Here is an 11,982-nt window from a genome sequence, read left to right as displayed (position 1 = left end):
GTTGCCGTCATTCCGCCCGGTGCGGGTGTTCCTGCTGCGCAGGGTGATGTTCTGGCCCAAGCGTCGGGCCCTTGCGGCCCCCGGGCCGTTCCTCCTGGTCACCCTTGCATAACAGCCTGGTGATCATCCGGCGAATACCGGAACGCCACGTACCGTGCGGGCCGTTGTACGGGGAGAATGAAGCGAGACGCATGCGACGGAGGTTGCGCAGGAGCCACCTGCGAACACGCGACACATGCGGGACAAGGGGTACGCCACCATGGCCAAGGTCGCGAGCAGTAGCGTCCACCCCGACATCAGCATGCTCCGCGGTATCAACGGCCTCGCCCGGCACGCCCCCCATGGGGTCGACCGCGTGGTGGAGGCGGCCGGGGGGTACGGGCTGGTGGTCCTGACGGGGCTGCTGGCGCTGGCGTGTTGGTGGCGGGTGGCCCGCCGCTCCGCCGACGCGCCCGCCGCCGTCGCCGGCGTGCTGTGGGCGCCGCTGGCCGCCGGCCTCGCCCTGCTGCTCGACATCCCGGTCCGCGCGCTGGTGCAGCGGCCCCGGCCGTATGTCGAGCACGACGGGCTGGAGGTGCTGGTGCACGGCGGCAGCCGGTACTCCTTCGTCAGCGGCCAGGCCGCGGTGACGGCGGCGGTCGCGGTCGCCCTGTTCATGGTGAGCCGCCGGTACGGGATCGCGGCGCTGCTCGTCGCCCTGGCCGAGGGCTTCTGCCAGGTCTACGTCGGCGCGGACTACCCGACGGACGTGATCGGCGGCTACGCGCTGGGGACGGCGACGGTGCTGCTGCTCGCGCCGCCCGCGGTCGCGCTCCTCACCGCGCCGGCCCGCGCGCTGGCTCCTACCCGGCTGGGGCCGCTGATCCGCGCTCCCCGACCGGCCGCCCCCCAGGGCGACTTGGACCCGCCGCGGCGGATGCGGCACAGCGCGACCGACAAGGATCTCGCGGCCTGACGAGCTGTGACGGATGTGTCACAGTAAGCAGCCCGTGCTTCCTGTGCCGCGCTACCCGAAGGTAGCGTCGGTCCGCGCTGTGCCCGATGCCCATGTCTTCTACGGGGGTTGTCCTACGTGTCCCGCACCACCCTCCCGACGGCCGCCGCCGTCGCCACGACCGCCCTGACCGCGGCCCTCCTCCTGACCGCCTGCAGCAGCAACTCCTCGACGAACTCCGACAAGATCACCACCTCCCCCGCCACCCCCACGGCCGCCACCACGACCTCGGCGCCGCCGGCTTCGAGCGCGGCACGGCGCCCGGTGATCGCGCTGCCGCACGGTGCGCAGAATGTCTTCGAGGACCAGCAGACCGGCGACCCGAAGAAGGATGCGGTTCTCGCCGACAATCAGCAGTGGGTCAACTCGATGGACGAGGCGATCCTCAAGCGGTCGTCGGACACCTCCCATATCGCCTTCTACAGCACTGGCCAGGGGTATGAGTCCGCTGTCAGCTTCGTTGACGGCTACCTCGGCAAGAAGGACACCTGGATCGGCACGACGCGCTTCTTCCAGCGCAAGGTGACCTTCCTCAAGTCCGGTGAGGCCTCGGTGGTCTACTGCAGCGATGAGAGCAAGGCGTTCATCAAGCACAGCAACGGGAAGGTCGACAACACACCGACGACAGCCGACAGTTACGTGCTCTACAACACTCGGCTGGCCAAGGACAAGCAAGGCGTCTGGCAGACCGACTACGTCGTGTCCCAGCGCGGCGCGAAGGAATGCCAGCCGTGAGGTTCCGCAAGGGGTCCCTGGTGGTCCTGGTGCTGGCCATGGCTGTCTCCCTCAGCGCGACCGACGCGTACGCGGGCGGTAAGGGCGGTGGCGGAAACGTAGGTGGCGGAAACGTCGGTGGCGGAACCGACGACGGCGGCACCAGCATCGACGCGCACGCCCATGCGTACGAGGTGACCTACAGCCCGGCTGCGGTGCCGCAGGGCCATCCACTCGCGGCTACCACGCAGTGGACTCCACCGCCTTGTTGGATGGCACCCGTTGCCGACCCGCAGGAGTTGAAGACCGAGCGCGAGGGGGTCTGGGCCGAGGAGTCCACCGGGTACGTCTGGGACCAGAAACAACGGGACTACTACGTCAACGGCCACCCGCACAAGGACTTCGAGATCGCCGAGAGCGGCAAGGGCATGTGGTGGAACGGCCAGGTGAATCCCAATCGGCTGGCCGATCCGGCGTCGACCAGTTGCTTCAAGGAGTACGACGACTGGGTGCTCAACGGCAGGACCCCGCCGCCCGGCCCCGGGCCGACCGTCACGCCCGAGATCCTCGCCGAATCCGCCTACGACCGCCTACGCGTCCCCGACAAGGTCGTCGAACTCTCCCCTGACGCACAGCACACGCAGACCGTGAACCTCAACACGTGGGCGTGGCTGACCAAGAGCGACATTCACCCGGTCTCCGTCACTGCCCGGCTCGCCTCCCTGGGTATCTGGGCCCGGACGACTGCCGAACCGGTCGGCCTGCATCTGGAACCCGGCACCCCCGATGCCGACGTCTACCCGGCCTCTGGTGACTGCCCGTTGAACCCGGACGGATCGGTCGGTCGGCCTTACACGCGTGCGGACGGCAACGACGTGCCGCCGTGTGGTCTGACCTACCGTCGCTCATCGGGGAGCGGCACCTTCCCGCTCTCGGCCACCATCCGCTGGAAGGTCACCTGGACCGGCAGTGGCGGCACCGGTGGTGATCTGCCGGGCGGCACCTTCGAGTTCAACCAGGACGTCACGGTCCAGGACATCCAGTCCGTCAACCGGTGACGGCCGCGGCGGTTCGGCGGAGTGCTGAAGCCAACAGCTGCCTCACAGCGCCTGGGGGAAAGCGAAGAGGCGGGTGGGGTCCAGGGTGTGTTTGAGGGCGGTCAGGCGGGGGGCGTTGGGGCCGTAGTAGGCGGTGCGCCAAGTGGTGAGGGCGGGGTCGGTGTAGTTCTGGTAGGCCCCGCCCGAGGCGTAGCGGCGCAGGGCGGCGTACGTGGTGGAGAGCCAGGACGTGGTGGACAGGCCGTCGGAGGCGAGGTACTGGGCCAGGAAGCGCGAGCGGCGGTGCGGGAATGCGGTCGCCGTGGGCGCCACGCGGTTGACGGCTCCGCCCAGCGCGGTGAGCGCGATGCTGCCCGCCCCGCTCCCCGACCGCGAGGGCAGCCGCTGCATCTGGGCGAGAAGCGTCTCGATACCGCCGGCCGGCAGGTTCGCGTCGTAGAAATCCGAGCGCGCGGTGTACGTCTCGCGGCCGAGCCCGCCCGCCGGCGGCAGGTGGCACTGCGCGGCCGACAGCCCGCTGCACCCCGCGTAGGCGAACATCGCGTCCACGTACGCGTGCGGGTGCAGCGACACCGATGACGCCGGCGCGCCCGCCGAGTCCGCCAACCGGTCGCACGCCGCCGCGAGATCGGCTCGGCTGCCGGAGGAGAGCGCCGCCACCGAGACCGCCGGGGAGCCGCCCGCGTCGCAGTCGAGGTGGAGCGAGGACCAGATGTGGTCGGGCTGGTCGGGACCCCAGCTCTGCCAGGCCCGCACCACAGCGGCGGCCCGGCTCCACGGCCAGGTCAGGTACCCGGTGACGACCTCCGGCACCGGGTGCGTGGCGAAGGTGAGCGAGGTGACGACGCCGAACTGCCCGTTGCCCGCGCCCCGCAGCGCCCAGAAGATGTCCGGCTCGGCGTCGGCGGACACCTCGTGGCTGCGGCCGTCCGCCGTGATCAGCGTGGCACCGGTGAGGTTGTCGCAGGTCAGACCCATGGAGCGGCTCATCACGCCGTGTCCGCCGCCGAGCGTGAGACCGGAGATGCCGACCGAGGGGCACGAACCGCCGGGGACGGTGCGGCCCTGCCGGCCCAGCGTGCTGTAGACGTCGATCAGTTTGGCGCCGGCCCCGATCACCGCCGTGGTGCCATCCAGGCGGATCGAGTTCAGCCGGGAGACGTCGATGATCAGCCGCCCGTCGCCGCTGGACCAGCCGGCGTACGAGTGGCCGCCGCTGCGGATGGCGAGCGGGGTCGCGGTGCGGCGGGCGAAGTCCAGGCAGGCGCGGACGTCGTCGGCGCCGGCGACGTACGCCACGGCGGTCGGCCGCAGGGAGTCGAAACGGGTGTTGTAGAGGCGGCTGTCGAGGTCGAACGACCGGTCCTGCGGGCGCACCAGCGTGCCGTCGAGCGAGCGGGCGAAGGCCGTCCAGTCCGGCTTGGCGGGCGGCGCCGTGGTACGGGAGGCGGTGGCGCGGGCCGTGGTGGAGGGCGCCGCGCTCGGGGCGGCGGCCCCGCCCTTCGCGTCGTCGCCCGACCCGTCCCCGGTGCAGCCGGCCAGCCACGTGGCGGCCAGCACCGCCCCGCCCGCCCGCAGCGCGCCCCGTCGCTCCAGCCGCCGGGCCGGACCGGGGAAGTCCCCGCCGCCCGAGTGGTCCTGGTGCACGCTCAGGCCCATGCGCTTCACCGCCACATCCGTAGAAGGGGGCCCGTGCGGGCCCCGCGAAGGAGGTGCGACCGGTTCACACCCGCACCGTCGGAAACCCAAGACGCCGCAGCCATGCCATCGGTTGCCGAGATCATGACGGGGGCGCGCGGCGGCGGGAAACAGGCGCGTAGGGCGCACGGGCGGACATCCGCGCGCGGGGCGTACGAGTGGGGGCGCGCGAAGGGCCCAACGCGCCCGACGGATGGCCGAATCGGCGTACGAGCGGGGCCACTTGCTCAACACCACCGTCGCCGCGGGCAGGCCCAACTTCCCTCGGAGCAAGGCCCCGTGTCAGGGCGTCGCGTGTGCCGCCGCGTCACGGCGGGCGCGGTCACGGGCCCGCCGGGCCGGGCCCTTCCAGCCGCAGCTGCACCGGGCCATCGCGAAGGAGCCCTTCTCGATCACGGAGGTGGTGTGCTCCCCACCCGGACCGCCCGAGCCGGCGGAGCCGCTCGGCCTGCCGCCGGGGTAGCTTCCCGATCGGTCCGAGCCCCCCGATCCGGAGGGCGACGACGGGGTGGCGCGTGTGGTGGCGCGTGCGGTGGGGGTTCCCTGAGGGGGCACGACTCCACGGTAACGGGCGTGACGGCCTGCTCAAGACCGTCGTTATCGGGGTGAGACCCCGGGGCGGCAGGACCGCGGGGAGAGCAAGGCGAGGGCGGCAGCGGTGACCTCAGCGGCGGCAGCGGCATCACGAACGGCACCACCGAGCACGGCGGCGCCACGGCACCCCGCCCGTACGCAGCCCGCCCCGCCGCCCCCACCGCTCCGCGCGACCCGAACCGGCACGCGCCCACCAGCGGTGGGGGGCCGCGCGACCCGTACCGCCGCCGGCGTGCCCGCTACCGGCCCCGGCGAGGTCACGACCAGCGGCCGCGCGCTCGCCGGCACCTTCCGGACCCGTCCCACCGGGAGCCGCGCGCCCCTCGCGGTCTCGCTGCTGTGCCTCGCCGTGTTCGCCGCCGGGTGCGGGGGGAGCGCCGCGGGGAGTTCGGCCGATGGCGGCGGTGCGGGCGGCGCTCGGGCCCGCGCGGTCACGGACGCCGCCGACGCGCTGGTCAGGGCGGGCAGCTCGCGGGTGACCACCGCGATGCGGATGGCCAGCGGCGGCACCTGGGTCACCGTCACCGGCACCGGCGGCTTCGACTACGCCCGCCACCGCGGCCGCCTCACCCTGCTGCTGCCCCGCGACGCCCTCGGCAAGGAGGAGCACCGGCCGGTCACCGAACTGTTCACGCCCGGCGCGCTCTACATGAAGAACCGGGGCGCGGGCGTGCCGGCCGCCAAGTGGGTACGGGTGGACACCACCCGCCTCGCGGACGGCAACCTGGTCACCGGCGGCGCCACCGAGCCGCAGGCCGCCGCCGAACTGCTGCGCGGGGCAACGGACGTGCGCTACGTCGGGGCCGGGGAGAGCGGCGGTGTCCAGGTGCGCCACTTCCGGGGCACCATCGACCTCGCCCGCGCGGCCGGCGCCGCCTCGGCCGCGGACAAGGCCCCGCTCACCGCGGCCGCGAAGGGCTTCACGGTGACCCGCGTCCCCTTCGACGCCTGGCTGGACGCCCAGGGCCGGCTGCGCCGGCTCACCGAGCGCTTCACCTACGGCCCCGGCGCGCAGGCCCCCGCCGCGACGCCCGCCGGGCGCACATCGCGCGGGACCGGAGCGGCAGGCAAGGGGGGCGCGGCCACGAAGGGAGCGCGGCCCTCCTCGCACATGTCGCCTTCGTCACTCTCCACCTCCTCGCCCGCGACCCCCGCCCCGGACGTGACGATCGTCTCCACCACCACGTACTCCGCCTTCGGCACCCCCGTGCACATGACGCTCCCGGACAGCTCGGACATCTGGACCGGAAAGATCGTTTCTGCCCAGCCCTGACGGGGCCCGGCCGGATCGGGCCCGCTGGAAATGGTCCTTCCGTGCCATGCGCCGGGGCACGTATGGTCCCTACGCTTGTTGACGGCCGTTCGCAGGCGTACGGGGATGCGTAGAGGAGGTGGTGCGCGTATGGCACCGTCGCCCATGGCATCGGTGCAGGACGATCCGGTGGCCCTGGCGGAGATCGATCTGTGCGGTGAGCTGATGATCGCCGCGTCCGCCGCGGTCGAGGAGCGCCTGAGCTTCGCCCGCATCGACGAGGTCCTCGAGGTCGCCCGGGTCCCCGCCCAGGCCAACTGAACCCGGGCCGAGCCACCCGGCCGACGCTGCCGAAAGGCCGTCGGCCCGCCGTCCGCCCCGGTCAGGACGGTGCAGAACCCCTCGGGACGCCTCGGGCCCGCCCTGGTCAGGACGGTTCAGGACCGCTCCGGACCGATCCGGACCGCTCGCGGAGACCACTCGATCCGCTGTAGCCCCGCCCCCGCTCAGGTCCGCAGCAGCCGGGCTATCGCCGCCGTGGCCTCGGCCACCTTCTCGTCGATCTCCGGCCCGCCGCCGACCGCGGCCGCGGCCACGCAGTGCCGCAGGTGCTCCTCCAGCAGTTGCAGCGCGAAGGACTGCAGGCCCTTGGTACTCGCCGAGACCTGGGTGAGGATGTCGATGCAGTAGACGTCCTCCTCGACCATCCGCTGCAGGCCGCGGATCTGTCCCTCGATCCTGCGCAGCCGCTTCAGATGGGACTCTTTGTCATGGCTGTAGCCATGCGGACCGACAGGCCGCACCATGTCCCCCGCGACACCTTCCGTGGTCATCCGCCTGCCTGCCCTTCTGTCCCGTTATACCCCCGGTGGGTATATCTTACCGAATCGGTACCTTGTGCGAGGCATCCCCCGTCAGAGGGACTTCGCCCGATGGGCGACACTGGGGGAGCCGGTTAGCCGTGGCCGGATGTTGCGCCTAGCATCAACCAGACCGACACCCCATGTATCCGAGGACCCCACGTGCGCTTTCGTCTGACCCCCAGGGAGACGAGCTTCTATGACATGTTCGCCGCATCCGCGGACAACATCGTCACGGGCTCCAAGCTCCTGATGGAACTGCTCGGGGCCGATTCCGCGACCCGCACCGAGATCGCCGAGCGCATGAGGGCCGCGGAGCACGCCGGTGACGACGCCACCCACGCGATCTTCCACCAGCTCAACTCCTCCTTCATCACCCCGTTCGACCGCGAGGACATCTACTCGCTGGCCGGCTCGCTCGACGACATCATGGACTTCATGGAGGAGGCCGTCGACCTGGTCGTCCTCTACAACGTCGAGGAACTGCCGAAGGGCGTCGAGCAGCAGATCGAGGTGCTGGCGCGGGCGGCCGAGCTGACCGCCGAGGCGATGCCGAACCTGCGCACCATGTCCAACCTGACCGAGTACTGGATCGAGGTCAACCGCCTGGAGAACCAGGCCGACCAGATCCACCGCAAGCTGCTGGCGCACCTGTTCAACGGCAAGTACGACGCCATCGAGGTGCTCAAGCTCAAGCAGATCGTGGACGTCCTGGAAGAGGCGGCCGACGCGTTCGAGCACGTCGCCAACACGGTGGAGACCATCGCGGTCAAGGAGTCCTGACCTTCGTGGACACCTTCGTTCTGGTCGTGACCGTCGCGGTCGCGCTCTTCTTCACCTACACCAACGGCTTCCACGACTCCGCCAACGCCATCGCCACCTCGGTCTCCACCCGGGCGCTGACCCCCAAGGCCGCGCTCGCCATGGCCGCGGTGATGAACCTGCTGGGCGCCTTCCTCGGGCAGCAGGTGGCCGGCACGGTCAGCAAGGGCCTGATCGCGACCCCGCACGGCCGGGCCGGCATGGGCATCCTGTTCGCGGCACTGGCCGGGGCGATCGTGTGGAACCTGATCACGTGGTACTTCGGGCTGCCGTCGAGTTCCAGCCACGCACTGTTCGGCGGACTGGTCGGGGCCGCCCTGGCCGGCGGCACCGCCGTGCACTGGAACGGCGTGGTCGACAAGGTCATCGTGCCGATGTTCCTGTCGCCGGTGGTCGGCATCGTTGTCGGCTACCTGGTGATGCTGGGGATCCTCTGGTTCTTCCGCCGGTCCAACCCGCACAAGGCCAAGCGCGGCTTCCGGATAGCCCAGACCGTCTCGGCCGCGGCCATGGCGCTCGGCCACGGCCTGCAGGACGCCCAGAAGACGATGGGTGTCGTCGTGCTCGCGCTGGTGATCCACGACCCCTCGCGCGGCTTCGGCATCCCGGTCTGGGTGAAGCTGGTGTGCGCGGCGATGATGTCGCTGGGCACCTACGCCGGCGGCTGGCGGATCATGCGCACCCTGGGCCGCCGGATCATCGACCTCGACCCGCCGCAGGGCTTCGCCGCCGAGACCACCTCCGCGGCCATCCTCTACACCACGTCCTACGTGTTCGCCGCCCCCGTCTCCACCACCCACGTGATCACCTCGGCGATCATGGGCGTCGGCGCGACCCGCCGGGTCAAGGCGGTGCGCTGGGGGGTGGCGAAGAACATCGTCGGCGGCTGGTTCATCACGATGCCGGCGGCCGGCTGCGTCGCCGCGGTCTGCTACTACCTGGTCCGCCTCGCCTTCGGCTGAGCCCCCCGCACGGGACAGCACCCGGAAGCGATGCGGCCCCGGTCCCCCTCGCGGGGGGCCGGGGCCTTTTCTCGCCCTGCGGTGGCACCGCCATGCAGCACCGCACGGCGGCCTGTGTCACCCGAAGCGGCCGGAGATGTAGTCCTCGGTGGCCTGGACGGACGGGTTGGAGAAGATCCGCTCGGTGTCGTCGATCTCGATCAGCTTGCCGGGCTGCCCCACGGCCGCGAGGTTGAAGAACGCGGTGCGGTCCGAGACGCGCGCGGCCTGCTGCATGTTGTGCGTGACGATGACGATGGTGAAGCGGCTCTTCAGCTCGCCGATCAGGTCCTCGATGGCGAGGGTGGAGATCGGGTCGAGCGCGGAGCACGGCTCGTCCATCAGCAGCACCTCAGGCTCGACCGCGGTGGCGCGGGCGATGCACAGACGCTGCTGCTGCCCGCCGGACAGGCCGGAACCGGGCTTGTTGAGCCGGTCCTTGACCTCGTTCCAGAGGTTGGCGCCCTTCAGGCTCTTCTCGACGATCGAGTCGAGCTCGCCCTTCTTGCGGATGCCGTTGAGCCGCAGGCCCGCCGCCACGTTGTCGTAGATCGACATCGTCGGGAACGGGTTGGGCCGCTGGAAGACCATGCCGACCGTGCGGCGCACGGTGACCGGGTCCACGTTGGCGGCGTAGAGGTTCTCGTCGTCGAGCAGCACCTTGCCCTCGACACGGCCGCCGGGGGTCACCTCGTGCATCCGGTTCAGGGTGCGCAGGAAGGTGGACTTGCCGCAGCCGGACGGGCCGATGAAGGCGGTCACCGAGCCCGGCTCGACGGTCATCGAGATGTCGTCGATGGCCTTGTGGTTGCCGTAGAAGGCGGACAGGCCGCTGACGTCGATTCGCTTGGCCATGGGGAGATCACTTCTCTTCTGCTGGGTCGCTGGGTGGCCGCGTCAGCGACCTGAGTGCTTGGGGGCCTTCCACCAGGCGATGGCCCGGGCCAGGAGGTTGAGGATCATCACGAACGCGATCAGCACCAGGGCCGCGCCCCAGGCCCGCGAGTAGCTCGCGGTGCTGCCGCTGACGTACTGCTCGTAGATGTAGTACGGCAGCGAGGACTGCGGTCCGCTGAACGGGTTGGTGTTGATCACGTTGCTGCCGAACACCAGCAGGGCGATCGGCGCGCTCTCGCCGGCGATACGGGCCAGGGCCAGCATGACGCCGGTGGTGATGCCGCCGATGGCGGTCGGGACGACGACCTTGGTGATCGTCCGCCACTTCGGGACGCCCAGCGCGAGGGAGGCCTCACGCAGCTCGTTGGGCACGAGCTTGAGCATCTCCTCCGTGGAGCGGACCACGATCGGGGTCATCAGGATCGCCAGGGCGAGCGAGCCGGGGAAGCCGGAGTGCGGCGCGTGGCCGAGGAGCACGAACCACAGCGACAGGATGAACAGGCCGGAGACGATCGACGGGATGCCGGTCATGACGTCCACGAAGAACGTGACGACGGTGGCCAGCCGGCCCTTGCCGTACTCGACCAGGTAGATCGCGGTGAAGATGCCGATCGGGGTGGCGATGGCACCGGCGATGCCGACCTGCTCCAGGGTGCCGATGATGGCGTGGTAGACGCCACCGCCGGGCTCGATGGTGAGCACGTTGTTCATCGAGTGGGTCAGGAAGGTGCCGTTGACGACGCCGGCGCCCTTCTTGATCGTCGTCTCGATCAGCGAGTACAGCGGCAGAACCGCGAGGATGAAGGCGGACCAGACCAGGCTGGTGGCCACCTTGTCCTTGGCCTGGCGGCGGCCCTCGACGCGGGCGGTGACGGCGTAGTTGCCGAGCACGAACAGGGCGAGCGCGATCAGGCCCCACTGGATGTGGCTGGACAGGCCCGCGCCGGCGCCGATGCCGACGGCCACACCGATGGCGATCACGGCGACGGCGAGCGGGGTCCAGCGGGGCAGCCGGCGCGAGGCCAGCAGTGACGAGGGGGCGGGGACCGCGGAGGAGGTCGCGTCCATCACGGTGTCGGTCATGCGTTGGCCCCCGAGTACTCCTTGCGGCGGGCGATGATCACGCGGGCCGCGCCGTTGACCACCAGGGTGATGACGAACAGGACCAGGCCGGAGGCGATCAGCGCGTCCCGGCCGAAGTCGGTGGCCTCGCCGAACTTCGCGACGATGTTCTGCGAGAAGGTGCCGCCGCCGATGTCCAGCAGGTGCGCGGACAGCTCGGAGTTGGCCGACAGCACGGTGGCGACGGCCATGGTCTCGCCGAGCGCGCGGCCGAGGCCCAGCATGGAGGCGCTGATGATGCCGGAGCGCGCGAAGGGCAGCACCGACATGCGGATGACCTCCCAGCGCGTGGCGCCCAGCGCGAGCGCGGCCTCCTGGTGCATCCGCGGCACCTGGCGGATGACCTCGCGGCTGACGTTGGTGATGATCGGCAGGATCATGATCGCCAGCAGGATGCCCACCGTGAACAGCGAGCGGGGCGAGGAGTTGGGGTCGGACTTGTCGAAGATGACCGTCCAGCCGAAGTACTTGTCCAGCCAGAGGTTGAGGCCGCTCAGGTGCGGCACGAGGAAGAGCGCGCCCCACAGGCCGTAGATGATGCTGGGCACGGCGGCGAGCAGGTCGACCACGAACGCGATGGCGCCGCCGACCTTGCGGGGCGCGTAGTGCGTGATGAACAGCGCGATGCCGACGGCGATGGGCACCGCGATGACCATGGCGATGATCGAGCTGACGGCCGTGCCGTAGGCCAGGACCGCGACGCCGAACTTCGGCGGGGTCAGGGCGGCGTTCCACTCGAAGGTGGTCAGGAAGTTGCCGTGGTCCTTGGCGATCGCGTGGACCGCGCGGACGGTGAGGAAGACGGCTATCGCAGCCATCACCACGAGCAGCAGGACGCCCGAGCCCGTGGACATGCCGGCGAAGATGCGGTCGCCGGGCCTGGTGACGGTCCGCGCCTTGCGCGGAGGTGCGGTGGGGGGTGGTGCGGTGGACGGTGCGGTGGATGTCATCGGGAAGTCTCCGGTCTGGG

General features: G+C 70.9%; 12 protein-coding genes. 7 read left to right on the top strand and 5 right to left on the bottom strand.

What is annotated here, in order from left to right; genetic code table 11:
* The first annotated feature begins 235 nt into the window (after nucleotides 1–235).
* From BLR33_RS31135 to BLR33_RS31125, 3 genes are all read left to right on the top strand, one after another.
* The gene (locus BLR33_RS31135; protein WP_245771780.1) at nucleotides 236–955 is read left to right on the top strand and encodes a phosphatase PAP2 family protein; all 720 of its coding nucleotides are present in this window, start codon (nucleotides 236–238) and stop codon (nucleotides 953–955) included.
* A gap of 117 nt (nucleotides 956–1,072) precedes the next feature.
* Nucleotides 1,073–1,729, top strand: coding sequence for a hypothetical protein (locus BLR33_RS31130; RefSeq protein ID WP_093788000.1), 657 nt, complete (start codon nucleotides 1,073–1,075; stop codon nucleotides 1,727–1,729).
* Nucleotides 1,730–1,749: 20 nt separating this feature from the next.
* The gene (locus BLR33_RS31125) at nucleotides 1,750–2,766 is read left to right on the top strand and encodes a hypothetical protein (RefSeq protein WP_176930675.1); all 1,017 of its coding nucleotides are present in this window, start codon (nucleotides 1,750–1,752) and stop codon (nucleotides 2,764–2,766) included.
* Between the two features lie 42 nt (nucleotides 2,767–2,808).
* Here the strand turns inward: BLR33_RS31125 and BLR33_RS31120 are convergent, their stop codons facing one another.
* A complete protein-coding gene (locus BLR33_RS31120) occupies nucleotides 2,809–4,362 on the bottom strand; it encodes an FAD-binding oxidoreductase (RefSeq protein WP_407639746.1) in 1,554 nt (517 codons plus the stop codon).
* Between the two features lie 928 nt (nucleotides 4,363–5,290).
* Here BLR33_RS31120 and BLR33_RS31115 point away from each other — a divergent pair.
* On the top strand, nucleotides 5,291–6,331 hold the full coding sequence (locus BLR33_RS31115) for a hypothetical protein (protein ID WP_176930673.1): 1,041 nt from the start codon (nucleotides 5,291–5,293) through the stop codon (nucleotides 6,329–6,331).
* A gap of 129 nt (nucleotides 6,332–6,460) precedes the next feature.
* Nucleotides 6,461–6,631 (top strand): hypothetical protein, encoded by a 171-nt coding sequence (locus tag BLR33_RS35450; RefSeq protein ID WP_176930671.1) that lies wholly within the window; start codon nucleotides 6,461–6,463, stop codon nucleotides 6,629–6,631.
* 185 nt (nucleotides 6,632–6,816) lie between these two features.
* Here the strand turns inward: BLR33_RS35450 and BLR33_RS31110 are convergent, their stop codons facing one another.
* On the bottom strand, nucleotides 6,817–7,143 hold the full coding sequence (locus BLR33_RS31110) for a metal-sensitive transcriptional regulator (protein ID WP_093787999.1): 327 nt from the start codon (nucleotides 7,141–7,143) through the stop codon (nucleotides 6,817–6,819).
* Between the two features lie 189 nt (nucleotides 7,144–7,332).
* On the opposite strand from BLR33_RS31110, the gene BLR33_RS31105 reads away from it, so the two are divergent.
* Entirely contained in the window at nucleotides 7,333–7,953 is a 621-nt protein-coding gene (locus tag BLR33_RS31105) for a DUF47 domain-containing protein (protein ID WP_093787998.1), read from the top strand.
* Nucleotides 7,954–7,958: 5 nt separating this feature from the next.
* Complete coding sequence (locus tag BLR33_RS31100; protein WP_093787997.1) at nucleotides 7,959–8,954, top strand: inorganic phosphate transporter; 996 nt, start codon at nucleotides 7,959–7,961, stop codon at nucleotides 8,952–8,954.
* 117 nt (nucleotides 8,955–9,071) lie between these two features.
* On the opposite strand, the gene pstB is transcribed toward BLR33_RS31100, so the two are convergent.
* From pstB to pstC, 3 genes are read right to left on the bottom strand one after another with little or no spacing between them, the layout of a single operon-like run.
* Nucleotides 9,072–9,848: a phosphate ABC transporter ATP-binding protein PstB gene (gene pstB / locus BLR33_RS31095; RefSeq protein ID WP_093787996.1), complete on the bottom strand. Its 777-nt coding sequence runs from the start codon at nucleotides 9,846–9,848 to the stop codon at nucleotides 9,072–9,074.
* Nucleotides 9,849–9,890: 42 nt separating this feature from the next.
* Nucleotides 9,891–10,973, bottom strand: coding sequence for a phosphate ABC transporter permease PstA (gene pstA, locus BLR33_RS31090; protein ID WP_093787995.1), 1,083 nt, complete (start codon nucleotides 10,971–10,973; stop codon nucleotides 9,891–9,893).
* Complete coding sequence (pstC, locus tag BLR33_RS31085) at nucleotides 10,970–11,962, bottom strand: phosphate ABC transporter permease subunit PstC (protein WP_093787994.1); 993 nt, start codon at nucleotides 11,960–11,962, stop codon at nucleotides 10,970–10,972. The genes pstA and pstC overlap by 4 nt, the downstream gene beginning before the upstream one ends.
* Between the last annotated feature and the right edge of the window lie 20 nt (nucleotides 11,963–11,982).

Origin of the sequence: Actinacidiphila guanduensis (assembly GCF_900103985.1) — a bacterium.
Taxonomy (GTDB): Bacteria; Actinomycetota; Actinomycetes; order Streptomycetales; family Streptomycetaceae; genus Actinacidiphila; species Actinacidiphila guanduensis.
The sequence above is the reverse complement of the archived record's forward strand: the minus strand, read 5'-3'. Positions and strand labels throughout refer to the sequence as shown.